Here is a 24,465-nt window from a genome sequence, read left to right on the forward strand (position 1 = left end):
TTATTAAGAATCCTTGGAGAGCGTGACCAAAAACGCAACTAAGTCTGCAATCTCCTGCTCAGACAAATTCAATTCCGAAAGAATGGCTTCACCGTCGGCGTGCAGCCTTTCAGTATCAATTTTGCTGTAATGCCGTATCACAGATTTCAGATCATCTAAGCTGCCGTCATGCATGTAAGGAGCGGTTTCAGCCACTCCCCGCAGGCTGGGCGTCCGAAAGGTTCCAAAATCAGAATGGCTCCTGCGTACATTTCGCACGGCCCAGGCACCTTTCTTTTCTGGATCGTCGTTCCAATTGCCGTCCAGTGTGTAGGGGCTTGAGACTAAAATGTTCAATCCTCCGAACCGACCTTGGTCAACCTCGGTTTCATTCAGAAAATATGGCACACCAGCGTCATGGAACTCGTTGTTGGAAAACCTCGGACCGTTGTGGCAAAATACGCATTTCCCGCGCCCCAAAAAGAGCTGAAGACCTCGCTGAGCTGCTTCGGGGTATTCCTTAGCCGCTGCAATATCTCGGCGCTCCAAAGCATCGCGAAAATCGTCAAATACCGTCCGGTCGGTGGCTAAGGTCTCCAAGTAAGCAGAAAGAGCTTTTGCGGTATTCACCAGAAAAAGTTCAGGGCTTTGATCCTGGAGGTGACCAAATATGGCTTCAAAATCATCAATGTAGGTACTTTCAGAGATAGCTATCTTTAGGCTTTCGGCACTATGCGCCATCTCTTGTTCTTCGATGATCGGATGCAGGCTGGCTGCCCAAAGACTATCGCTTTTGCCGCCCCAACCATACCAGCGCAGCCCGGCAAGGTTTCGCAGTGATGGTGTGTTTCGATTTAACAAATCACGACCGAGTGCCCGCGCCTCCGGCGTCGTAAATGCCTGATCAGGATCATGACAACTTGCACAGGAAAATGCACCATCGACTGATAACACCGGATCGTTGAATAAAGCCTGTCCGAGCTTGATTGCTCTGGCGTCTTTGGAAAACCTATTGCTTGGATCCGACTGGAAGGATGGTGGCCACGGCCCAAAGGACAACGTTTGTTCAATTTCGTCTTCTGTCAACAAGACATCTGCACGTACTGCCCCGGTCAGAAAAATTAGCGCAGCTGTCATCCACAGCTTCATTTCAGCGCAATTTCTGACGTGTAGAAAACCGATTGGCCACTGACGTCGACATCGATTTGCAGCTCCCACAAACCCGGCATGTGAAACAACATATCATCAATTCGGAACACTCCGCCGTCCAATGCGGTAACCTTGGGAGTATAGTTCATACCATGTTGATGAGCCGGCATGATTGCATCCACACGCATTTGGCCCACAGCAGTTTCACTACAAACTGAAACCGACACCGAAAACGGTTGGGCCAACGGAATTTCGTCGACCGTCAGATAAACCTTGGGTGCGTTTTGAACTTCCGAATTCATGCGTTGCCCCGTCGCTTCACAAGCAACCGCCGCGCTGGACCATATAAGAAACCAAGCAGCGCAGTGGGTCATTCTGATGCCAGCAAACGTTCTGCGTTAGCATAGGCAATGTTGTCTGCGATCTGGTCCGGCAGCAAATCCAACCATTCACGCGAAAAATCGGCATGAGGGCCTACGTAGTACCAACGTTCAGGTGCGAACGTATCCGTACCGACCATGAACCTATCGGGATGGGCTTGGAACGCAGCCCTCCAATCCGGGTCGACACGGCCTCGCGAAACCATGTCCGAACGAAATGCCAGATCGGCCCATAGCCCGGGATAGATGTCTAGCGCATCGACCACACTGGCTGGATCGTCAAACCCAGAATGGGCCCACAATACCCGAGCTTCCGGCCATGTTTCGAAGATCAAATCAACGGCCTCGCGATCACCATGGTGGTGCAGGATTAGGTTCCGCTCTTTCGCCAGTGCAATCATACGTTGGATGACCGGCGTTTTGATGTCATCTCCGTAAGCGTGAAACTCGCCGATGGCCTCGTAGTTGTTTTTTGCCAGGTTTGTTTCCAGATACTCGATTACAGTTTCATCGTGCATCCAGGTGTTGATCTCACCGCGACGACGATAAGGGCGAAGCGCCGGAACAACGATGTCCGGTGCCACGGCCAACAATAGCTGAGTGCCATTGTCATCCGAGCTGGAAATCAGCGCTTTACGCACGCCTGCATCTCGAAGGATTTCGGCCACCTGTTCAGGCGGAACCAGTTTGACGGCATCGTGGCTGTAGTGAATATGTGCGTCAAAGATCGGTCGCTGTTCTGCGACGGCGGTATTGTAAAATAACGCTGCACTTAAAATGGAGATATGTTTCAGCACCTCAAGCCTCCTCAATATCATTCAGACCCTGGCAAGCGTCACGTCGAAATTCACGTGCAAGAAAGGTTCGGCAATCTTACCAGAAAGCTCCATGCCATCGGGAAATTCTGATGCAGGTCGTTCAACATATGTCATTACCAGATCGTCCCGAACGCCAAAGACAGTATCCTGATCTAAATAGGGATCATTGTCCGGAAAAATCTCCGTCACGAGTGAGCGATACCCGGGGGCTTTGACGATAAAGTGCAAGTGTGAGGGCCTCCATGGATGGCGACCACAAGCGCGCAGAATATCACCGACTGGCCCGTCAGACGGCACGGTGTATTCAACTGGTTTAACTGTGGTGAACGCATATCTGCCATCATCGCCAACTGACATCAGCCCGTGGAAAGAATAGGTGTCCTGTTCTTCATCTTGACTGGCGTAGAGGCCGTTGGGTGCCGTTTGCCAGATATCCAGTTCTGCCCCGGCAATAGGGTTACCTTCGGTATCGCGGATCACGCCCTCTGCAAGTAGAACCGGCCCGCCGTAGTGACGCTTCATATCGCCTCCGATTGGCAGCGGGGGGGCGCCCGAGACGTGAAATGGACCTAAAACGGACGAACTGGTCGCATCGGCACTGGAATGCAGCATATCAACCAATGACGACAGGCCCAACACGTCCGAGGCTAGCACGAATTCATGCCTATCCTCGGTTTCCACCGCAGCGCAGCCTTCCAGAAACGCAATCCCGGCCCGCCACTCGTCATGCGTCAGGTTGGTTTCCCGCGCAAAGTCGTGGAGGTGTTTGACCAGGGAGCCCATGATTTCACGCATCCGTGGATCAGTATCTTTGGACAGGTACCCCATGAAGACGTCGGTGATATTGTCTTTGGTGACAGAGCGCATCTTGTCCTCCTTAAATCAGGGCAAGGCTGAGGATCGGGAACTCGATCAGAATGAACAGAACGATCAGCATCACGAACGCAAAGGGAAGTGCGCCCATGAACACGTCCTTAAGTGATATGCGGTCATCGTTAATCGTGGATTTGATAACGAAGCAGGATATACCCAAAGGTGGTGTCAAGAGACCAATTTCAGCCCCGACCACGGTGATAATGCCAAACCATATCAGCGACATATCAAGCGCTTCGGCCATGGGCAGGAACAGCGGTACCACAATCAGAATGATCGACGCGGTGTCGAGCAATGTTCCCAGAAACAGCATCAACAGAACATAGAGCAGCATGATCGACCAGAAAGATGCGGAATTCCCCGCAAGCAGATCCTGTAGTTGATTGGGCAGCCCGGCCAGCCCCAGCATGCGGCTGTAGATTGAAGCGGCCGTGATCAGGAACAGGATCGCGGCTGTGATGTGACCGGTTTCCAGCAACGCGTCCCAGAATGCGCGTGGAGACATCGACTTACGGGCAACCGCGATGATTAGCGCAACGAGAGCTCCGGCGGCCCCTGCTTCTACGGCAGTCAACCAACCTGTGTAGATACCACCAAGGACGATGGTAATGATGAACAGTGTCGGCAGTGTTTTGGAGGCTATCTCGCGCCCTGACATCCACTCGGTGTCTTCGACAACGCGGCCACCGACGAATGCTGGGGTGAAACGACCCATAACCCAAATCGCGCCTACATAAGCGATCGCCAGCATGATCCCCGGAATAACCCCCGCAAGGAACATGTCCCCAACAGATTGCTCGGCGACAAAGGAATAGATGATCAGCATCGCCGAGGGCGGGATGATCATCCCCAAAACCGAAGACCCGGCGACCACGCCAACAGCAAACCGTGGGTTATAAGCCTGCGCCATCATCTGCGGGACCGAGACCTTGGTGAACACGGATGCGGAGGCTATTGACGACCCAGTCACTGCGGCAAAGACGGCGTTGGCTCCAACGGTTGCCATACCGATACCGCCTTTGACCTTGCGAAATCGCATGGTCATGACCTCGTAGATGTCCCTGCCCAACCCGGCTTTTGAGACAATGAGCCCCATGAAAGTAAACAACGGGATGGTTGCGAAGCTGTATTCCATCGCGCTGTCGCCGACCGCCACTTTCAGCAGGTTGAGCGCAAGCGTGAAATTGTCCCGCATCAGCCAGATCGACACAAGCGAGACCACGCCCAATGCGATGGGAATGTAAACGCCTGCGTAAATCAGAAAGACGATGGCTATGACCGAGATCAGGCCAATCTCAATCGGCGTCATTCTGCGGCCTCGTCATGTTCAGGTGCGCGAATTAGATGCGGGCGGTCCTGCGCCGTGACAACCTTGAGCAGGAAGATCACGCAGGCAAGCGCAGTACCGCACGCGATGACCAGTTTGACCGGCCACCATGGCAGAGTAAAAAGACCCGGAACTCCGAAGTAGTCCTGTGTCTCCCACATATGCAGGAACTCGGGAAAGGTTACATAAGCAATCAGACCCATGAAGATTGCGGAGATGGCATTGATAATGCGCCTCAGGTTGGCCGTTAGCCCAGGACGGCGGTGGTGTAGCAGGTTCAGAAACCCGTCCGAGCGCGTCAGCCGATCCACTCTGACTACGTCGGCCAGCTGCAAAAAAACGATCATCACGACCGAAAACTGCACCATTTCATAGGTGCCACGCAGAGGTGCCGAAAACAGACCGCGCGCAATGACGTCGACATTCAGAATGACCACCAACGCAAGGACGACAAGCGTACCCAATGCGTTGGCGGCGATAGCAAGCGAATTGGCGACCCGCGACAAGCCAGCAACTGCGGTCTTCAGCATGAAAGGCCCCTTTCGTGGATCGTCAGACTGTTACTCGGCCGTCCAGTCACGCACTCCGGTAAAACCGGCGTCCTGCAGCTTGCCGAGATAAGCGGCCAGTATCGCGTCGCCTTGTTCACCGTTCTCATTCAGCGTGGCTGCCCATTCCTGTGCTACATTTGGCATTGCGTTGGCCCAGGCCGCTCGGTCTTCGTCCGAAACTTCGACAATCGTCCCGCCGGCTTCGGTGTATGCGTCCCTTGAGGCCGCAGCCCGGTCCATAGCGATGCCAGCCACATGATCACGGTAGTCAATTGCGACGGCCTGCAGAACGCCTTTGACTTCATCCGGCAACTTTGCCCAATAGTCAGAATTCACTGTGATCGTCTTGGAGTTCACGGCACCCAAGTCAGCTTTGAGCATGTAGGGAGCCACTTCGGCGATCTTGAAGGTCTTGGCTGCTTCAGGCCACAGCATCGCACAATCAACAAGGCCGGTTTGCAGCATATTGTAGAAATCGGTCAGGCCACCACGAACCCCCGCTGCATCTTTGATACCTTCGAGATATCGGAGGTTCAGTCCCGCCCCTGCCACTTTTCGGCCTTCCAGATCAGAAACAGCCGAGACCGGCTCTGTACAAAAAACCTGATACGTATCGAGTACTACACCGGTCGCCAGATAGACTTGGTTCTGCGCAGCGAACTCATTTTGCATCGCTGGGTATTCGCGCGCGATCTCATCCACGGCTTTGGCTACCGCGCGAGAGTCCGATGACACGAACGGGGTCGACCCCGATATCCCCTGACTGGGCAACTTGGACGAATGGAAGATAGTTGTGACAATGCCGATGTCGCCAAGGCCAAGCTGGATCCCTTCCAGCACGCCCTTCGGCTTTACGATCGAACCGCCATAGTTCTCTTGCCAGTTCATCTTGTAGTTGCCGGAGTCGGCCAGCCGCTTGTCCACTTCTGGAATGAAGAAGTTGGTGAATTCTTTCACCCACAAGGCCCGATCGGGATAGCCATCAATCACGACGGCGGAAATGGTCTCTTCTGCTGCAAGAGGCAACGCCATGGTGCCTGCCAGAGCAAATCCCATTAGGCTGCGTTTAGTCCAGTTTTTCATTTCTCTCCTCCCAGAAAGTCGGGTCCTGTCGATTTTTATTGGTTGGTTTTGACCCAGTTGACGGTCAGGTCTGTGCCTGCCGCTTGAAACAGTTTTGCGATGGCGCAATACTTGGCTGTCTCCTCGCCCACGCGTGTCAGATCCTCCTGACTGGCGGGCGTATCGCACTTCACAGTGAGTTCGATTTCGGGAAACGGAACATCGATCTCCTCTTCCATCAGGACACCGCGCCGATCCAGCCTGCATTTCGCGTCGATTGTCACGGTGCCAAGATCAATTCCCAAGCGGTGCGCATTCTTGTGCCCGATGACATTCGTGCAGGCGATCAGGGCTGCCATTGCGGCTTCAGTCGGAGACGGACCAAGATTTGTTCCGCCTCGTTCGACAGGCTCGTCGATAATCACGTCCAGATCGCGAATTGGGATCTCGGTGCGCGCGTGTGTCGGGCATTGAGCTGTCGTACGGTAGGTCACGACAGGTTTCACTTTCATCGCCACAGCGTCACCTCCTCATGCATAAGAGCAAACCTTTTCGAATGAGAAGCGAGGCAGCTTGTGAAACAATCCTGTTTCGTCTGCGTAGCCCAGATTGCAAAGAAAGTTCGACTTGAGCGTCGTGCCCGCGAAGAATTCCTCGTCGACGATCTTGTTTGAAAAGCCAGACATGGCGCCGACGTCCAACCCAACCGCACGCGCGGCGATCATGAAGTAAGCGCCCTGAAGCGTTCCATTGCGAAACGCTGTATCGGCTACATATTCGGGATTGTTTTCGAAAAGTGGCCGTCGATCTTCGTGCGGGAAAAGAAAAGGTAATTCCTTCCAGAAGTCCATGTCATAAGCAATGATCGCAGTGACCGGCGCACCCATCATCTTTGGCACGTTCTTCGGCTTTAACGACTTAGCTAAGCGCTGTTTACCTTCCGCACTTTTAACGAAAACGAAGCGGGCGGGCAGCGTGTTCATGCTGGTCGCGCCGTTGATCGTGATGTCGTAGATCTCTTCAAGCAATTCGTTAGAAACAGCCTTGTCGGTCCAGGCGTAATGAGATCTGGATTCGCGGAGGATCAGGGCAATTGCGTCGTCCGAAAGACGTGGAATGCGCTCGCGCAGATCGCGATGATCTTGCTGCGCCTTTGCGCGAAGTGCCTCCAGCTCTGCCCCGGTTGGTGCGCTCATGCTGCGGCCACCTTAGTCTCGGCGTCCTTTTCGTCGATGACGGGGCTGGCGCATATGCCGATGCCCTCAATCTCGACCTCGACGGTTTCACCGGGCTTCAACCAACGTGGATTGGGCTTTTTGGCGTGACCAACACCCGGCGGCGTACCCAACGCAATCAGATCACCGGGTTCGAGAGTGGTATATTCCGAGATCGTGGCGATGACTTGAGGGACTCCCCAGATCATGTTGGCGGTGTTCGAGCTTTGCAGGATTTCGTCCCCCACTCGGCTTTCGATTTTCAGACCTGATGCCCCTTCGGGCAACTCATCCGGCGTTACGGTGAAAGGGCCGATCGCGCCTGTGTCATCGAAGTTTTTGCCGGGCGTCCATTGAACGGTTTTACGCTGATAATCCCGCAGCGACCCGTCGTTAAACACGGTGTAGCCAAAGACATAATCCAGTGCGTCCTCTTCCGAGATATGACGGCCGCGTTTTCCAACGATCAGCATAAGCTCGGCTTCGTAGTCGAGTTTCTCGGAACAGGTAGGCCGCACCATAGGTTGCCCTGCCGCCATGATCGAATTCTTCCCACGCATAAACAGCGTCGGATACTCCGGGATATCATACCCGCCTTCCTTGATGTGGTCCGTGTAGTTCAACCCCATGCAAATGATCGTTCCGGGAGCGGCAACGGGCAATGCCGGAGTGATGGAAGACACGGGCACACTGTCTGCCGCGTCAATTTTGGGGGCAAGTGAGTCGGCCAGTTCAGGCTTGGCTATCAAACCCATCAAATCCGAACCGATTGCAGGATGCAAAGCCGTTAGATTCACTGCATTTTCGCCGTTTACAGCAAAAACCGCTGTGCCATCCAAAGTCTCTCCCACCAGGTATTTCATTTTCACCATCCATGTCAGTTCACTTGATTTTTGCCGACTATTTTGCAATATGTCAAATAATATCGATATTTTTGGAGGACGCAAATGGTTGCCTGGGCGAACTACAAATCAGAAGCAAAAAGCCGTGGTGCACTTGCTTTGGAACTCTACGTAGTACTCAGCACGCCTGCCAAAAAACCCGAAGATGTAAAGGCGTCGCTACCTGACCACCTGGCCTATCAGGCACAGCTTGAACGCGCGGGACAGCTGGCTTTTGCAGGGCCAATGTCGGATGAGACTGGTGAGCACATGCAAGGAATGGGCCTGATTATCTATCGTGCTGACAGTCTTGAGGCTGCCCGAAAACTGGCCGAGGACGATCCGATGCACCAAAGCGGTGCGCGCGAATTTGAACTTCGGCGCTGGATGATCAACGAAGGCTCGCTGAGCCTTTCAGTTGGCCTATCGACTGGAACGAGTGCCCTCAGTTAAGAGCAATCAAAAGTTTTGCCTCGAACAAAGGAACGGTCGGATATGGACGCCATGCTTGATACTGAGGGTAAAGAGACATCAGCCACGCATGGCGCGTATCGAAGGCTGCGCGACATGATCTTGACCGGAGAATTACCTCCGGGACAAAAACTCAAGATCGAGCAGCTTCGGGGGCTTTTGGACACCGGCGCTAGTCCGGTTCGCGAAGCGCTTAGCCTTTTGACATCGGATATGTTGGTCGAGCGGATTGATCAGCGCGGATTTCGGGCAGCACCAGTCAGCAAGTGTAACTTCGAAGAAATACTCCTGTTGCGATGCAACCTCGAGGAAACAGCGCTGCGCGCTTCCATCGTCAATGCAGACGGAGCTTGGGAGGACAGGCTAGTCTTGCGTCACCATCATATGAAAAAGGCCAGTCAAAAAGGCGCGCCTGACTTCGAAGACGCCCACAAAGCGTTTCATATGGCCTTGTTGGAAAATGCAAAACTGCCATTGCTGCTACGGTATTGCTCGCAGCTATACGACCTGAACATTCGCTATCGCTATCTGGCGGCTGGCGGTTCGAGCTACAAGAAGCGGGACATTGCCGCTGAGCATCAGCAAATCTTGGACGCCGCACTAAATCACGACGCGGACAGCGCAACTCGGCACCTAGTTGATCACTATCGTCGAACAGGCGAATACCTGAGTAGTCAGATGGAGCCCTGAAATGCAGCGGAATTGGTTTCTGGGTGATCAATTGAACCAATTTCTGGAGCGTACTGAAATAGGCGTGGCCAAGATGACAAACGGTCCATTGCCGAACTATGTGAAGCGCTATTGTCTGCCGAAGGTGAAGTATCAGGTTTCACGCTAGCGTCTACGATCCTTGAGCGCTACCACACCCTGAATGATGCGGAAAAACTAGACTTTTTTGTCTATTTGAATGACCAACTTGAGTTGGACGCAAATCAGCTTTCTGAAGCAGCCCGCCTCTACGCCAATGATCGAAGTGTCGCGCTTTATCAAAAGCTTAATGAAGTTGCAGAGCCACGGCGGCAAGAGTTATTGCGACGGCTCAACCAGCCGTCTGGTGCGACGCAGGAACTTGTAGCCATGCGCGTTGATCTGCTGTGCTTTCTCAAATCCAAACCGGAGCTCAAGCGAACGGATATTGATTTCGTACATTTATTGCGCAGCTGGTTCAACCGGGGCTTTCTTGTCCTCAAGCAAATCAGCTGGGACACCCCTGCCCGCGTTCTGGATAAGATCGTCGCCTATGAAGCGGTGCACCAGATCAACGATCTGGACGATTTGCGGCGAAGGCTCTATCCTGTACAATCACCAAGTCCTGTATGATTTTATCCATTGCCTATGCGCGCAATGAATCCCTGCTAGGAGCCAGCAGGCCGCGCTACTATTGTCAAATCGCAACTGCTCGCAGCCTAAAACCCGCAGCGTGTCCACCGTTGCGGTGATCAAGGACGTGCCCGCTGGCCCGCGCATTCCCCCTAAGTGCAAGCCTTGGGCGATTGTCACCACAATCGTGCAACCGGACACCCGAAATACCTTGTTTGGTGCCCACAAAATGACGATCACACTGTTGTTTATGATCGGCAACCCTTTGGCGGAAGTGCCGTTCTTCAATCAGTGCCATGATCGTAGGTGCGCGAAAATCTGACATTCGACGTTCGTCAACTTGGCGGCCAAACTTTTTACTCAAGGGTCTTTGGAAACTAGTGCGACCCTATCAACACCACAATACTCGACTTTGTTGTAGCGTCGTCAGATGACCGATTTGTTGCGCGACCCGGCCCTACCCCCTGTGATACTACCGCGCTCTGCATGAATGGTCGCAATGAGAACGCTAGGGTACGGCGGCCGGTTTTGCGATGAATGGCCGGTATGGGCCTCTTTTTTTCTAAATGGGGCGGGTTTTTCTACAAGATGCTGAAGTTACTCCGAGGTCAGCTGAGAGCTCATCTCACGTATGATGCATTTCAAATGAACAACCGCAAAATGGCCCTAAGCCAACATCCTGTTTAGTCCGCGAGCGCTACGACTTCGGCACTAATTTCGAATTCAAGTAACTATGCCCCGAAAGCTTCATGTTTGATCCGGTCAGTCGGGACCCCAGCGGTCTCCAAACCGCTTTTTAGATTCGTCATAAACTCCAGAGGGCCGCAGATCATATAGTGCGCGTCCGGCCCCGCCCTGATCGCCAACAAGTCCTTAGTAGTGATCCGGCCATGGACGTCAAACGTTTCGCCTAGAAGATCGGTCCTTTCCGGTGAACTGAAGAATATCAATCGGGTGGCATTCGGGTTTCCCGCAATCAGCTGATCAACCTCACGGCCAAACGCATGGGCGCGCCCACTTCGAGCTCCATGGACATACCACACTGGCCGATGGTTTTCTTCTGCTGAGGCTTCGTAAAGCATTGCAAGCATCGGAGTCAGGCCGACACCAGCGCTGATGAGAACTAATGGATTGTCATCTTTGGGGAGTACAAAGTTACCAGCGGGCGGCTTTGCCTCGATCACATCGCCCACGTGCACCTCGTCATGTAGGAATTGCGACCCGATACCGCCTGCCTCGCGTTTTACGCTTATCCTGTAGTTCTGAATCGCGACCGAGCCAGATAGTGTGTATGTCCGACGTACCTTCGCCCCATGACCTGGGATATCCAAGGCAATCGGCAAATGCTGTCCTGCAAGAAAAGGTGTCACCGCCTCGCCGTTCGTGGGTGCCAGATGGAAAGAGGTGATGTGCTCGGCTTCTAAGACCTTGTCGATCACGGTCAGTTTTGTCATCGTCGCAGGGTCTGCAGACCACCTCAGAGAAAGCGCGGCTGGTCTGTCGATGACAGATTCTATCTCTACATCAATCACACGAAGGATGCTTGGATCGCGCGCTTCCTCCGGGTCCCACTCGACCGAAGCCCGACCCGTCAAATGCAAAAGCCCGCCGGTTGAGAAGTCGACAAAGAGCAACCCAACACGCGGATCTTCGAGCAGGTTCCCGATCGTGTTGAAGAAGTTATTGCCGGTATAGTCGGGGATGCGCAGGCGCTTCGGCCCAACTACCCGGACGAATCCAGGGTCACCGCCACGATGGGAAGCGTCATAGCCGTCTGAGTGCGCTTCGTTAGAGCTTTGTCGCCCCGATCCGATGAATAGAGTGTCAGCGGCGCCTATGTGTTTGATTTGTTCGGAGCTGAGTTGAGTAGACGTCGTCGCTTCAATCGTCATCGCCCTATCGGCTCGCCACCAATTCCGCTCGTTGATATACTTCGGACAATTCCCAAAGGTCTGATGGATATCGACTGCAAAGCCATCCTTGGTTGGACGCGACTTACCGCTGAAGCGGTTGCGGCGGCGCGTAGCGAGTTCGATGCCAACCACGCCGATATCGGTGCCAGCCATAATCGATTCGCTCAGCGGATCTTGTGGATCAATCCGTGTTGCAAGCGTCAGCGTCTGAGAGTCTGGTGACCCAATAAATCCTTCCTCGCCTTCGATGATCGTCGCCCACACTCGTCCCTGGTTATCGCTGGAGGCAGCAACCAGAAACGGTTGTGCTTGATAAAAAGCGCGGTGTTGATCTGGCATGTGATTTCGGATGAAGGGCGACACGCGTTTGGAAAGCCCCCTAACACCCGCGCGTTCTTGTGCAGCCAGTTCGCCCGGATGAAATGGGGTTTCTTCGTCCAACATCGTTTTGTCCTTCTTTCTCAATCTTGTCATCAAAGTCGCTGTACGCTCAGGTCCGGGTTATCGTCCGCAAGCAACCCCATGACCCAACAGTCCAAGCGACTTTCGGGGTGCTCTGCACGGTTGCGTCAGTTGCCGCCTCGCGTTTATGCGGGCGCGACCTTAGCTACGTTGCGTCCGTTCATGCCGACTTAGTCAAGGCGCGCGTTTTCAATCACGGTTTCCCGAGTCGATGATGAGACGGCGCTTCGTTCGCCTTCGCAAATGTCCATTGAACTACTCGGCAGCAAGACCAACGGCGGTGGCTGGCATCGCTTGAAAACCGGTCAGCGCTTCGAACCTTGCAATCCAGGCACGGACATTCGGGTACGGCGCGAGTGAAATATTCCCTTCTGGCGCATGGGCTGTGTAGGAATAGGCCGCAACATCAGCGATGGTCGGTTGATCGCCAACAAGCCAGTCGCGACCGTCCAGCCCAAATTCCAGTTTTTGCATTGCTTTCGCCGCGGTTGCAGCTGCAAAGTTCTCGTCCAGAGGTGCGCCAAACACCGTAATCAACCTTGCAGCACATGAGCCAAATGCAATTTCACCTGCAGCGAGTGTCAGCCATTGCTGAACGTTCGCTTCTCCTACGGCATCACTTGGTATCCAGTCGGGTGCGTATTTGCGGGCTAAGTAAACTAATATTGCGTTTGAGTCAGAAATGACGGCGTCGCCATCTTCCAGCACGGGCACCTGTCCATTCGGGTTCATGGCAAGGAAGTCAGGCGTTTTGTGCTCACCAGCGGCGAGATCTACAAAGACAGCTTCATGGGCAATCCCTGCGAGCTTAGCAAAAACCAAAGCGCGATGCGCGTGACCTGATTTGGGGAAGTGATGAATACGAACCGGGTTTGACATTTAAGGGCTCCTGCTGGGGTTGGTCATTTACCAAAACAGATACGACTTGCACAATTGCGCGATAATCGTCAATTTTTGAGAAAGTTTAGGCCCTGAGGGGGCGGAATAAGCTATGGATAAGATTGACCGCATGCGAGCCTTTGCGCTTGTCGCAAAGAACGCCTCTTTCACACTTGCCGCACAGCGTATGGGACGATCCGCGCGGCAGGTTAGCAAATACGTCGCGGATCTGGAAGAAGCGCTAGGCGTTCAGCTTCTGAACAGAACCACACGCAGTGTATCCCTGACGGATGTCGGCGCCACGTATCTGGCGATGTGTGAACCACTTCTTGACGGGTTCGACGAGTTGGAAGAAACCGTCAGGAACCAACAAACGGCTTTACGCGGTGTCATCCATATCTCGGCTCCGACGGGATTTGGATCGGTGCGGCTCGCGCCTTCTCTTGCGGTATTCGCCGCACAGCATCCGGAAGTTGAAATCGACCTTCGTCTCTCGGATCGAAGGGTGTCAATTATTGACGAAGGTCTGGATCTCGCGATCCGCATCGGACCGATGAGAGACAGTTCACTTAGAGTACGCCAGCTTGGCCCAATGCCTTTGCTAGTCTGTGCATCTCCAGACTATTTGAAGCGCACAGGTATACCGGCGCATCCACGTGCACTGGAGACGTATGAGTGCATTTTAGACGGCAACATGACGGATCCTACGATCTGGCGCTTCGATTTAGAAGGTCGGGAAATTGCGGTCCATGTTAACGGTCGGCTTCGCGCCAATGCACCGGCAGCATCAGCACGGCTGGCAGCCACGGGAATAGGGGTTGCCCGTTGTCCGGCCTACACCGTTTCAGAAGCTCTAAAGACAGGAGAATTGGTCGAGCTCTTCGCCGAGAATCGCGTTACACCCTATGTGGTCGCCGCACTTTTTCCGCAGAATCGCCGACTGACGACCCGCGTGCGCGCCCTTATTGATCATCTTGCAAGCGACACGTCGCTTTGCTCTGACTTAAAGGGGTGATGAAGCAAAACCGGTTAATAAAAACCGTTACGGTATGCGGCTTCCTTTGAAGCTCCTGCTTCCAGTATATCTTGAACAACTTACGCTTTAGGTTGAGACTTGCCGCCAATGCGACTTTTTGGGACGTCGACAGTAAGCCCATACTGGAAGCATCCAAAGAACTGCGCGTGCGCTCGCAGAAATCCCTTCACCGCGAAGCAGATATAATTCAAGCCGTTTCACAGTGGGAATAGGGGGAGATGTGTCGTTCAATGCGGTTCACGTCATTAGTGACAGGGTCGCGGATCAATTGGTCCTCCGATTCAAAGGCATTTACGGTGCTTCCCGTTTTGGCGCCAGCTGAATCAGGTTCCGCCTACGGACAATCTCCAGTGTTATTGAATAACAATTCACAGAGAAACTATTCTCGGATTTGGATGTAAGTGTATCGAAGATTGCGATCTCTATTTCGGTATTCTCGTTCATTGGAATTTTGTATTTATGAAGCGAACTGTATTGGTACTAGTTATTTTGATGCTGGCGGGATGCGTGTCATCCGCGCCTCATCCCTCTGCACCCGTCCCAATATCAAGTCGCGTAAGCACCCCAGTCAATTCACAGCAGGCACAAGTAAGATTCCGTCAAGTCGCCTCTCGAGTTGAGCCCGTGGCAGAGCGAGAATGTCGCCGCCGTACAAAGGGTGCGAACTGCGATTTTCTGATCCGAATACATCCTAACAAGCAAGCACCCTCTAACGCGTATCAGAGTTTGAGCAAGTCGGGGCGCCCGGTAATAACAATGACGCAAGCTCTGATAAAAGATGTGAACAACACCGATGAACTTTCATTTGTTATGTCACACTAAGCTGCCCACCATATCCAAGGGCATTTGGCACGCCGTGCTCAAAATGCGGCAGCTGGTGCGATTATTTTTGCTGGTCTAGCAACAATCGCCGGGACTGGACCAAATGACATCGCCGCAGCACAAGACCTTGGAGCCTTTATTGGTGGTCGCAGCTATTCGAAGGACTTCGAATTGGAAGCTGATCGGCTAGGCACGGAGATAACTTACAAAGCAGGCTATGATCCACTCAAAGGTGCGCTCTATTTCGTACAAGTCCCTGATCCTGGTGATCGTTTTCTAGGGACGCATCCTCCCAATGCTCAACGATACTATGCAGTGCAAAACACAGTGGCTCAGATCGGTCGTTGACTAATTTGAGATCAGGTTCTGCACGACCGCAAAGCTTGAGATCGAGCATGCCATGATTCCGCGGCTGCAGAGAATGATCAACCTGACGCACCATGACGCAGCATCGTCATCGCCAATTCACCACAGCTGCCGGCCCTTCACGTGGTCGGACTCCTGAAATTGAAGAAACGGGTGCGCTATTACGGATATCGCACTTGGCTGTGGCGAACGGGCTGTTTCAAACGTAAGTAAACAAGGTGCTTTGAATGAGGGCTCTACTGACACACGCGATACTTCCGCGATGGCAGCGTTGTCTCCGCGAGCGAATACTGAGTCAGCAACAGCCGCTCCTGCATAGGGCAGCTTTGGTGCGCGTATCGCCACTTCAATCAATCCATGATCTCGCACAAGCACCGAGTGGAAGGTTCGACGGGCCGCGCTGCAGCATTCACATGTCGCGTTAAACGGCAGAATTGGGTCGGCTGTCATTTTTGCAGTTTAGCAATATGTAACAATCGAATTTGGTGGCGTTCATCCTCTCCGTCGCTTCCCTTTCTTGGACCAGCAGGGATTATGCAAACCAAACGCCCTAGACCGTCACGGGGAGGGCACTGCCCTCTCACTCGGGCAACCCTATCGGGCAGGGCCGAGGCCGCACCACCCCCATCGAATAGCCTCACCTCGCCCCGGCGTTCACCACATTGCAGATTAGCTGCGACAAGCTGCATCGCTGTCTGAACTGCAATTCAGCTCTGATTATCCGAAAGGGAAGCCGGATCAAACGAAACTGCCTGCGGTAGTCCTAAATGGTGGGTTTGGATTGAAGTATAATACTAAGGGTCATATTTAGTAGATGTCCGACTTCGAAGTTTCATCTGATTTCGAACATTCATTACAGTGTAGTCCGACTATGACGGTTGGGTAAGATAAGTGTGACCTTCAACAGGAAACTGTTCAACGTCACTGGCCTTAAACTCGATCGATGCCAAAACATAAACAAATCAGTGAATCGCGTCATCCAAATCCGCCACAAACCTCAAGCGTTTCCAACCCAGAACTACTAGTCGGCATTCTTATATGCCGCTGCAAGAATCTCAATTAAGCTCACCCATGCAATCACGACTTAAAACTGCGCGCTCGCGAACTTTGCTGCTCTGCATTTTAAATTGAATAAGCTGTTGTAATGCGTCGATGAACATAAAAGATTGAAATAGAGTTCTCTTGGCTCGGTAGCTTCAGATACCCAGGAGAAACGAGTATGGGGAAAGCAGATATGACAAAACCTACTTCCGCTCAGAAAAAAATCTCGGAAAGGTTACCAGTTTATCTATCGTTGGCCTGTATCATATGCAGCTACCTTGTCTCCGCCGCTTCATTGCAAGCTTCTGAGCTTCCCTGGATCAAACTAGATAGAGAGGTTCAGGCGCCATCGGGTGCCAAATCACTCTGCAAAGATTATTCGTGGGCGTGCGCGAATACTCGTACTTCTGGTCTGCCAGAAGCGCGGGAGAAACAGATCGTTAAAGCGATTAACTTGCGCGTCAATCGGAGGATCCGCGCCGTTTCGGATCAAAACCAATACGGGACAAAGGAATACTGGACACTACCAATGCAGGGGTCAGGGGATTGCGAAGATTTCGCTTTGCAAAAGAAGTTTGAACTAATGCAGAACGGCTTGGATCCTACGAAGCTACTTATTGCAACTGTCTTAGACACCAATCGCAGTGGCCATGCAGTTTTAGTTTATCGCTCGAGTGAAGGCGATTTGATTCTGGACAACGTCACCAACAGGATCAAATCTTGGAAGGAAACGAGGTATCTTTTCCTACGAATACAGGACCCAAATCACCCTGATCGTTGGGTGCAGGTTTCCAGCGGCTAAAAACAATGTGGCGCGCCTTCGAGACGCGCCACAATAAAATTTTGGTCCTGCGACTACTGGTTGTTTCGCGGCAACCCAAGTTTAGGACACCGCTTCAAACTTTGGTCAAGCTTTCGCAGCGTTGTACAAACGCGGAGTCACCAGACCTGTACTGTTCAAACCGCGCATTGCCTTGGCTGCCGCAAGTACTGCCAGATCAGCAATCGGCTCAATGACAATTACCAGCATATAAGCGCCGCCAAAGGACAGAACCGACGCCATGGTTTCTGCGCCGAAACCCTGGCCGTAGAAGGCCCAGAACCCAACCCATGCGACTACTCCTCCCTGATACGTCGCACTCAGCGCAAGAGCTTGGCCATATTTGAGGTCAACATATGCTGTGCCGGGTGCGATGATGCGGCTGGCCAGTGCTTGTAGCGCAAACAGCGGCACCAGCAGGGTGGTCAGGTTGATGAAGTATTGCGGAAGATCGAACGGGGCAAAAAACACACCCTGAATCAGGAGACCAGCTGCCAATCCAAAAGCCGCGGGTGCAGCACCGAGAAGCAGAAACAGCGTCGACCCCAGGATGAAGTGGACTTCAGAGACACCAACCGGGAAATGCGGCAGGACTTCGAAGAAAAGGAAAACCCCAACGGTGGCGAGCACCGAGCGCATAACAAAAGATGCAGGTCCATTCGCACGCAATGTGGAAAACGTTTCTTTCGCTGCGTAAGTAGCCGCACCTGCGGCGGTAACATAGGAAAGCGCGATTTTGGCACCATTCACGATGCCCGGTTCGATATGCATGTTCTTTCTCCCTACCGCCTCACCCGGCGGCTTGTCAGGTTGAATCGACCGTAAGGCCGACAGGTTCAGTCTGGGCATAGCCCGGCGCTTTACGGCAGGTCTCCTGACTCGCGGGTGCTCGCTCCGCCAACCTTCCCGGTTCCATTACGAACCAGTGGTGTCTTGGCATCGCTCTCCGCTCACAGTTGCGGGGGCAGTTACGGAATTGGCGCCATTGAAAACACCGAACCGTATTCCCTTTTAATCCTTTTGGCTTCCGCCATCAGGAACCGAAAACAATTCACCGCTACAATGGCGGCTTCGCCTGTGTCAATTGTCTTTGCGACCTATTCCAATGTAAACTCGACCGAAGCAGGATTCACGCAACCGGTCACTTGATCGACAGGGTAAACCAAGCGTTACCTGAAACCTCTTGAAGCTCTAGCTGCTAGAGGCTTTAAGATTCGGATTAATTCGCGATAGTGCGATCCAAATACGTTAAACTTGTGAACCAGGACGAGACCTATGCTTACAAGGCGCCATTTCATTCAATCCACCACAGCGCTGTTCTCGGCGTCTGCGGCCAGTCCATTGATCGCCAAAACCTGGCCAACCGCATCGCAGAAGACCTATTGGGACAGTCAGGTCACGCCAATTGGTTACGATCCAATGACCTCAAATCCGTGGGGTGTTCATGACCGTTTTTTACCAAGACGCGTCGCGGCAAATGATGGTTTGGTTCCAGGTGACATCCATGTGGATGCCGTCGCGCGCTATCTCTATCATATCGAAGAAGGCGGGACCGCAATGCGCTATGGCGTAGCGATCGCGCGCGGGAACCTTTACGAGCCCGGCACCTATGTTATCCGCCGAAAGGTCGAATGGCCACACTGGACACCAACCGCTTCAATGATCGAGCGCAACCCCGAATACGCGGAATTCCGGAATGGCATGGAGCCCGGGCCGAATAATGCTCTCGGCTCTCGTGCCCTTTATCTATACGTTGGAGACCGAGACACATATCTCAGAATTCACGGCACGCCTGAGCCAAGAAGCATCGGCGGTCGCGCAAGTTCTGGATGTGTGCGAATGATCATGGCTCATATCAATGACCTCTACCCAAACGTGAAAACCGGCTCGACCGCTTTCCTATACTCTGCCGAAGATAGCGTCACAGCCCGCTCATGAATATTGGGCAGCGTACATGGACGTCGCTGCCCTCATTTCGATCAGGCGTCGCGCGCAATGCAGATCGGAGCGCCATTCGTCGCGCGCAATGGTACCAATGTCGTCTCGACGGGTCCGCTGTGCTCATACCAAAAGCAATTGTCTTCGGGCAGGAGGCGCGCTGTGGTCAAATCCTGCGCCGGCCCTGCCAGCGCTACGACCGAATCTGGCACGTTGCCTGGTTCAAATGCTTTGCTTTTGGCCCCAGTGAACTGGGCTGAGCAACCAGCCGTAATCGAGACTAACGTGATGGTAATTGCGATCCGTTTCTGCATTGATCTATTCCAAATTTTTTGCGTCATCTGCAATTAGATTGCATCCACACGGCCGGCCCGCAAGACGAAATGAACTAACAATATCGCAGGCCAAGAACCCGGATGAAAAAAATATAAAAGGTATTGAAGCTCTAGTTACTGTAGGAACTATTTACAAAGGACCATAGAGATTCTTGAGGTCCAATCATGTCATCCGATACCCATAGCCACGACCATGGCCACGAAAACAAACATGGTCACCACGCATGCGGTAGTGGCGGGTGTGGCGACATCGCCCCCGCCGGTCCAATTCCTGAAGGTGGTAGAAGCTTTCAGGTCTCTGGCCTTGATTGCGCCGAAGAGGTGGCGATCCTGAACCGTGTCGTCGGCCCGAAAGCAGGTGGTGAAGAGCATCTCGCATTTGATGTGATCAACGGTCGGATGACGCTTCTTGAAAGTGCTTCCAAGTTATCTGACGAAGATGTCATGATGCTGGTTGCCAGTACTGGTATGACCGCCAAACCATGGGATGACGGAAATGCCGCCCAGGACCAGGCGGCGCATATTGCACGTCAGCGGCGGTTCACCACTCTTAGCGGAGGGTTTTGGGCAGCGGGTTTTGGCTGGCACATTTTCGAAACCGGCATGGGCGGTGCGCTCGGGCTGTTCTCGGGACATGGTGAGGTTCCGATGCCTTTGCCCGAGGCAGCTTTGTTCGCGGTCGCGATCTTGTTTGGCGTCTGGCTGGTGGCCCCTAAGGCCTGGTCTTCGGCGCGTCGACTTTCGCCGGATATGAACCTTCTGATGGTTGTTGCCGTCGCTGGTGCCATCGCTCTGGGTGAGTTTTTTGAAGCGGCAACTGTAGCATTTTTCTTCTCGCTCTCTCTTTATCTGGAAAGCTGGAGTGTCGGACGCGCTCGGAACGCGGTATCCGCACTGCTTGATCTGGCCCCCCCGACGGTTCGGCTGGTTCGTGCTGACGGTTCTGAGGCAACGGTCCCGGCGGCGGATGTCTTTGTCGGTGACAGCTTCATCGTTCGGGGTGGGGATCGCATTCCACTTGACGGGGAAGTCATCGAAGGGGCTGGTGCCGTTGACCAGGCTCCAATCACAGGTGAAAGCGCGCTGATTCCCAAAGAGCTGGGTGATGAGGTCTATGCCGGCACAATCAATGGTGAGGGCACCCTCAAAATATGTGCGACGAAAACAGCGTCAGACACCGTGCTTGCCAAGATCATCCGGATGGTCGGTGATGCTCATGCTCGCCGCGCGCCGGTTGAACAGTGGGTTACAAAATTTGCGCGGATTTATACGCCCATCGTTATGGTCGTCGCAGTGGCCATCGCCCTGATCCCGCCGCTTGCATTTGGCGCATCGTGGGGCTTCTGGTTTTACAATGCACTTGTTCTGCTGGTTATCGCCTGCCCCTGTGCGCTCGTCATTTCCACACCGGTTTCAATCGTTGCGGCTTTGACCGCTTCGGCCCGGGCTGGGGTTCTGATTAAGGGCGGCGCATATATCGAGGCCCCCGGGCGCACCACCGCACTGGCCATGGACAAGACAGGCACGATCACCATGGGTGAGCCTGAAGTGGCCAATGTCTATCCGCTGGGCGCCGCATCCGAGCAGGAGCTGTTGGCGAGCGCTGCCAGCCTTGAGGTTCGGTCTTCACACCCGCTGGCCCGCGCCATTTTGACCAAGGCAGAACAGACCGACATTTCGATATCCGCGGCTGAAGACATCCGAACTGTTCCCGGTCGGGGTCTGGAAGGCCGTACCGAGCGTGGAGATATCTGGCTTGGCTCCGACCGCTTCGCTGTAGAGAAAGGCTTTGGCGTGTCCATCCCTGCCGAGTTGCGCAACCAAATCGAAAGCTCGGGAAGCACACTTGTTGTTGTCGGGGATGAGAACGGGTTAACCGGTTTGCTTGAGCTGCGGGACCGCATTCGCCCCGAAGCCCGAAGCATCGTTGCCCGGCTTCATGCGCAGGGCGTGAAGTCAATCATCATGCTGACTGGTGACAACGAACAAACAGCGAGAGCGGTAGCAGCCGAAGTCGGCATCGACGAAATCCGGGCCCAGCTTCTGCCGGAAGACAAGGTCGCTGCGATCGAGGAGCTGGCAAAACAGCACGAGATGGTTGCGATGATCGGCGATGGCGTCAACGACGCGCCTGCGATGGCTCGGGCACATTATGCAGTTGCGATGGGTGCAGTTGGATCTGATGCTGCTATTGAGACTGCAGACATTGCTCTGATGACTGATGACATCGGCAAAGTACCCTGGCTGATCGATCATTCACGTCGAACCATGTCGATCATCCGTCAGAACATCGGCTTCTCACTTGCGACCAAAGCATTGTTTGTGACCCTTACCGGTTTTGGATTGGCATCAATGTGGGGTGCAATCGCGGCAGATGTCGGAGTGTCCTTGCTGGTTGTGGCTAACGCCTTGCGGCTTCTGAAAGCCTCCGAGGGTAACAAACACTCAACAGGAACAGAAACCGTTGGAACGCCAGGTGAAAATGCTGAATTGGCGCATGGGCAGTAATCAGGCGCGCGGAACCTAAGATCGCGTGTGCTGTGGGATGCCCACTGAAATCAGCATCCCACAGCCGATTTTCGCAATTTATCACAGTGGCGTGGTGCCCGATATATCAATCAGTCCTGGGCTTTGTGTGGCATTTCATCCTGAAGATGAGGGACATTGACACTGATCTGGTTTCCCGGCGCCGCACTTTAATCAGTCAACTTCATCCTGAATGTAGGGGGTTAGTTTGGATCGCCCCACAGCCCCACCCTCTGCTACTGCCAGATCCATTGTCATCATCCTATAATCACCGCGCATCCATGAAGAAAACAAATTCTTGTAGAACCGCGAAAGCGGGTGTCCCGACTGCCCGGATGGTGACAGGAAAAAGAAGCCTTTGTCTTCTGAAACAGACATGACGGCCTGAAAATTCGTGCCGATATTTGTTGCAAACGGTTTTTCGTCAGACATCCCGAATTGAGACGAGAGCAATGAATAAGGTCCTCCGGACTTCGGTTCCCGCACAGATAACAACCCATTGAGGAATCCGGCTGGGCTAACCGCAGACCAATCCAGATTCACAACGTGTTCAGATCCCCAGCTCCACGAAGAAAGGTCGAGACCGTAGCGCACGGTTATCCAGACGAGCGCATCGTCGAGTGCGAGAACGATCCACTCGTCGCAGGTTTCGACACGAGTTGAGGTGCGATTGTCACACCACATCGCGGCCTCGTCTCTATTTGAAAGAACCGCGGCAAGAAAATATGGATTCGGATTGGTCCACAAATCACGCGCCGCAGGAAATTCATCCTGTAGAAATCGGCGTTGCAAAGCACGCGTCCATGCCCAGAATATCAATGGCTCCGGCGAAAAACGATCCATTTCACCGTTCCATTCAGCTAAGCGGTTCAAGGCATCCTCTCGGATTCCATCGAGCGGGTCGTCGGTTGCGGGGATCATGGGTTCAGAACGCCACAAGTCCGCTGCCATCAGAGGCAACAAGCTACGCGCTGCTGAACTAACGGTATCTTGTTGTACCGCCATAACACCATCAACTGAAAAAACGCGTTGGCGCGCATCAAGTTCTTTGAGCCTTTGCTGCCGAAGCAGGATTGCATCTTCATCGGAGATGCCCGGCCAGGTCATGACGTCTTCTTTGTCAATAACGACGGTCTCCAACCCGAACAGAGGCATTTCAGAGATCAACTTCACGGCGTCTTTTGCGGTGACTACCTGTGTCAGTCGGTAAAGAGTTTTCAAAAAGATATCGCTATCTACCCATTCGGATGTGCCGTTTTGCAATTCAGGTTGCCCGGCATTTGAGTCCAAGGCCCAAGCAACGTCATTTGAACGACCCAGAACAACGAACGGAACGCCGGGCAAAGTCACCCCTGCTACTGCCCCCGAGGGAAATTGAAGATCAGCCATGTACCAGGTTGATGGGAGCGAAAGCGGCCCGCTAGCCTCGACCGCGAGAATTGGGGAATTGGAAACCGTTCGTTCACTGGTCAATGCCCAGGCTCCCAGCCGAGCTTTTGGCGTGTTCATGATCAATCCAGGTGTTTTCGGTCTGTCGCCTGGAATTGACGCGCCGCCACTCTCTGTCTCCCGCAGATTGTCTAGAAACTGTTGAGTTATTCTGAGACTATCCTCTGGCCGCCAGGCCATGATTTTCTTTTCATCGTACAACAACAGTTCTGGTGCCCCCCGGCCACGCCGGCCTTTTGACACCTCCCCGATCCAGGCATTGACACCGGCTGCATAGGCAATCAGCATTTCAAACAAAACTGGATCTATATCGCGATATCGCGGAACTGGTACTTTACCCGAAGCGGACCGTCGTTCCCTTAACATCTGACCCAATCTATCCTGCGCATGAACGAAACCAAGTGCGAAATAGGCATCGGACGGGGATGAAGCCGAGATATGTGGGATCGCCATTGAGTCCCTCAGGACGTCCACAGAATCTTTCAAACCCTCTAACCTAAAATCTTCCTCATAGTCCGGAAGAGAAGCCAGCATGAGATATGTAGCCGTGCCGAAACAGACGGTAGCGATGAACAGGGCTGCAAGAACCAACCCAAGCACAATCCTGAGCAGCGCTTTCAATTTCAACCACCATTCGGATCAGCCTAGGAAATCAGACGCACAACTGCGATCGACAGAAAGAACGCAATCAGGCCACAAACGATGGCGTATCCTGCAGCATACTGAAGAATATCAAGGCTGTTGCCATTCCGGCGCTTTGCCAGGACCCCACCCCAAACGGCGCCAACCAAGGCACCCGCGATTGCCATCATCTTACATCCTCTGATTTTGTTCATTTGCGGTGCAGTTCACT

The 24,465-nt window shown here is 53.4% G+C and carries 25 protein-coding genes and 1 riboswitch; of the genes, 9 read left to right on the forward strand and 16 right to left on the reverse strand.

Annotation, left to right across the window (positions count from 1 at the left end; genetic code table 11):
- Window positions 1–3: 3 nt before the first annotated feature.
- The 10 genes from AC2TEM_RS16040 to AC2TEM_RS16085 all read right to left on the reverse strand — a co-directional run bounded on the left by AC2TEM_RS16040 (window position 4) and on the right by AC2TEM_RS16085 (window position 8,216).
- Window positions 4–1,128: a cytochrome c peroxidase gene (locus tag AC2TEM_RS16040; protein ID WP_170424887.1), complete on the reverse strand. Its 1,125-nt coding sequence runs from the start codon at window positions 1,126–1,128 to the stop codon at window positions 4–6.
- Window positions 1,125–1,430, reverse strand: a complete 306-nt coding sequence (locus AC2TEM_RS16045) for a hypothetical protein (protein WP_170424884.1) — start codon at window positions 1,428–1,430, stop codon at window positions 1,125–1,127. Before AC2TEM_RS16045 ends, AC2TEM_RS16040 begins: the two co-directional genes overlap by 4 nt.
- Before the next feature lie 68 nt (window positions 1,431–1,498).
- The gene (locus AC2TEM_RS16050) at window positions 1,499–2,305 is read right to left on the reverse strand and encodes an amidohydrolase family protein (protein WP_170424881.1); all 807 of its coding nucleotides are present in this window, start codon (window positions 2,303–2,305) and stop codon (window positions 1,499–1,501) included.
- Window positions 2,306–2,326: 21 nt separating this feature from the next.
- Window positions 2,327–3,193, reverse strand: a complete 867-nt coding sequence (locus AC2TEM_RS16055) for a dioxygenase family protein (protein ID WP_170392795.1) — start codon at window positions 3,191–3,193, stop codon at window positions 2,327–2,329.
- A gap of 10 nt (window positions 3,194–3,203) precedes the next feature.
- On the reverse strand, window positions 3,204–4,508 hold the full coding sequence (locus AC2TEM_RS16060; protein ID WP_170392796.1) for a TRAP transporter large permease subunit: 1,305 nt from the start codon (window positions 4,506–4,508) through the stop codon (window positions 3,204–3,206).
- Window positions 4,505–5,056: a TRAP transporter small permease subunit gene (locus AC2TEM_RS16065; protein ID WP_170392797.1), complete on the reverse strand. Its 552-nt coding sequence runs from the start codon at window positions 5,054–5,056 to the stop codon at window positions 4,505–4,507. Before AC2TEM_RS16065 ends, AC2TEM_RS16060 begins: the two co-directional genes overlap by 4 nt.
- Before the next feature lie 30 nt (window positions 5,057–5,086).
- Window positions 5,087–6,160 carry a C4-dicarboxylate TRAP transporter substrate-binding protein gene (locus AC2TEM_RS16070; protein WP_170392798.1) on the reverse strand — a complete coding sequence of 358 codons (1,074 nt, stop codon included), beginning with the start codon at window positions 6,158–6,160 and terminating at the stop codon, window positions 5,087–5,089.
- Window positions 6,161–6,195: 35 nt separating this feature from the next.
- Window positions 6,196–6,651 (reverse strand): OsmC family protein, encoded by a 456-nt coding sequence (locus AC2TEM_RS16075; protein ID WP_170424878.1) that lies wholly within the window; start codon window positions 6,649–6,651, stop codon window positions 6,196–6,198.
- Window positions 6,652–6,669: 18 nt separating this feature from the next.
- A complete protein-coding gene (locus AC2TEM_RS16080; RefSeq protein ID WP_170424876.1) occupies window positions 6,670–7,335 on the reverse strand; it encodes a malonic semialdehyde reductase in 666 nt (221 codons plus the stop codon).
- A complete protein-coding gene (locus AC2TEM_RS16085; protein ID WP_170424873.1) occupies window positions 7,332–8,216 on the reverse strand; it encodes a fumarylacetoacetate hydrolase family protein in 885 nt (294 codons plus the stop codon). The genes AC2TEM_RS16080 and AC2TEM_RS16085 overlap by 4 nt, the downstream gene beginning before the upstream one ends.
- Before the next feature lie 84 nt (window positions 8,217–8,300).
- Between AC2TEM_RS16085 and AC2TEM_RS16090 the strand changes: the two genes are divergently transcribed.
- The 4 genes from AC2TEM_RS16090 (at window position 8,301) to AC2TEM_RS16105 (ending at window position 10,347) form a co-directional block, all read left to right on the forward strand.
- A complete protein-coding gene (locus AC2TEM_RS16090; protein WP_480615703.1) occupies window positions 8,301–8,687 on the forward strand; it encodes a YciI family protein in 387 nt (128 codons plus the stop codon).
- Window positions 8,688–8,738: 51 nt separating this feature from the next.
- Window positions 8,739–9,395 (forward strand): GntR family transcriptional regulator, encoded by a 657-nt coding sequence (locus tag AC2TEM_RS16095; protein WP_480615705.1) that lies wholly within the window; start codon window positions 8,739–8,741, stop codon window positions 9,393–9,395.
- A 111-nt stretch (window positions 9,396–9,506) separates the two neighbouring features.
- Complete coding sequence (locus tag AC2TEM_RS16100) at window positions 9,507–10,025, forward strand: malonyl-CoA decarboxylase N-terminal domain-containing protein (RefSeq protein WP_170424864.1); 519 nt, start codon at window positions 9,507–9,509, stop codon at window positions 10,023–10,025.
- 100 nt (window positions 10,026–10,125) lie between these two features.
- Window positions 10,126–10,347 carry a hypothetical protein gene (locus AC2TEM_RS16105; RefSeq protein WP_170803348.1) on the forward strand — a complete coding sequence of 74 codons (222 nt, stop codon included), beginning with the start codon at window positions 10,126–10,128 and terminating at the stop codon, window positions 10,345–10,347.
- Between the two features lie 409 nt (window positions 10,348–10,756).
- On the opposite strand, the gene AC2TEM_RS16110 is transcribed toward AC2TEM_RS16105, so the two are convergent.
- Entirely contained in the window at window positions 10,757–12,382 is a 1,626-nt protein-coding gene (locus tag AC2TEM_RS16110; protein ID WP_170424861.1) for an FAD-binding oxidoreductase, read from the reverse strand.
- Between the two features lie 273 nt (window positions 12,383–12,655).
- Window positions 12,656–13,279, reverse strand: a complete 624-nt coding sequence (locus AC2TEM_RS16115) for a glutathione S-transferase (RefSeq protein ID WP_170424858.1) — start codon at window positions 13,277–13,279, stop codon at window positions 12,656–12,658.
- A 112-nt stretch (window positions 13,280–13,391) separates the two neighbouring features.
- Here AC2TEM_RS16115 and AC2TEM_RS16120 point away from each other — a divergent pair, with 112 nt between their 5' ends.
- From AC2TEM_RS16120 to AC2TEM_RS16130, 3 genes are all read left to right on the forward strand, one after another.
- Window positions 13,392–14,294: a LysR substrate-binding domain-containing protein gene (locus tag AC2TEM_RS16120; RefSeq protein ID WP_170424855.1), complete on the forward strand. Its 903-nt coding sequence runs from the start codon at window positions 13,392–13,394 to the stop codon at window positions 14,292–14,294.
- An 855-nt stretch (window positions 14,295–15,149) separates the two neighbouring features.
- Window positions 15,150–15,485 carry a M48 family metalloprotease gene (locus AC2TEM_RS16125; protein WP_480790574.1) on the forward strand — a complete coding sequence of 112 codons (336 nt, stop codon included), beginning with the start codon at window positions 15,150–15,152 and terminating at the stop codon, window positions 15,483–15,485.
- Between the two features lie 1,237 nt (window positions 15,486–16,722).
- Complete coding sequence (locus AC2TEM_RS16130; RefSeq protein WP_480790560.1) at window positions 16,723–17,346, forward strand: transglutaminase-like cysteine peptidase; 624 nt, start codon at window positions 16,723–16,725, stop codon at window positions 17,344–17,346.
- Between the two features lie 105 nt (window positions 17,347–17,451).
- Here AC2TEM_RS16130 and AC2TEM_RS16135 read toward each other — a convergent pair whose 3' ends face one another.
- Entirely contained in the window at window positions 17,452–18,135 is a 684-nt protein-coding gene (locus tag AC2TEM_RS16135; RefSeq protein ID WP_170392744.1) for an energy-coupling factor ABC transporter permease, read from the reverse strand.
- Between the two features lie 76 nt (window positions 18,136–18,211).
- Window positions 18,212–18,424, reverse strand: a riboswitch (cobalamin riboswitch).
- 215 nt (window positions 18,425–18,639) lie between these two features.
- On the opposite strand from AC2TEM_RS16135, the gene AC2TEM_RS16140 reads away from it, so the two are divergent.
- A complete protein-coding gene (locus tag AC2TEM_RS16140; protein WP_170402530.1) occupies window positions 18,640–19,302 on the forward strand; it encodes a L,D-transpeptidase in 663 nt (220 codons plus the stop codon).
- A 41-nt stretch (window positions 19,303–19,343) separates the two neighbouring features.
- On the opposite strand, the gene AC2TEM_RS16145 is transcribed toward AC2TEM_RS16140, so the two are convergent.
- Entirely contained in the window at window positions 19,344–19,616 is a 273-nt protein-coding gene (locus tag AC2TEM_RS16145; RefSeq protein WP_170424852.1) for a hypothetical protein, read from the reverse strand.
- A gap of 186 nt (window positions 19,617–19,802) precedes the next feature.
- Between AC2TEM_RS16145 and AC2TEM_RS16150 the strand changes: the two genes are divergently transcribed.
- Window positions 19,803–22,145, forward strand: a complete 2,343-nt coding sequence (locus tag AC2TEM_RS16150) for a heavy metal translocating P-type ATPase (protein ID WP_170424849.1) — start codon at window positions 19,803–19,805, stop codon at window positions 22,143–22,145.
- Window positions 22,146–22,337: 192 nt separating this feature from the next.
- On the opposite strand, the gene AC2TEM_RS16155 is transcribed toward AC2TEM_RS16150, so the two are convergent.
- Together AC2TEM_RS16155 and AC2TEM_RS16160 are read right to left on the reverse strand one after the other, a co-directional pair.
- Window positions 22,338–24,233 (reverse strand): penicillin acylase family protein, encoded by a 1,896-nt coding sequence (locus AC2TEM_RS16155; RefSeq protein ID WP_480790559.1) that lies wholly within the window; start codon window positions 24,231–24,233, stop codon window positions 22,338–22,340.
- A 23-nt stretch (window positions 24,234–24,256) separates the two neighbouring features.
- Window positions 24,257–24,448 (reverse strand): hypothetical protein, encoded by a 192-nt coding sequence (locus tag AC2TEM_RS16160; protein WP_170391782.1) that lies wholly within the window; start codon window positions 24,446–24,448, stop codon window positions 24,257–24,259.
- Between the last annotated feature and the right edge of the window lie 17 nt (window positions 24,449–24,465).

The organism is Ruegeria sp. HKCCD3925 (genome assembly GCF_057221175.1).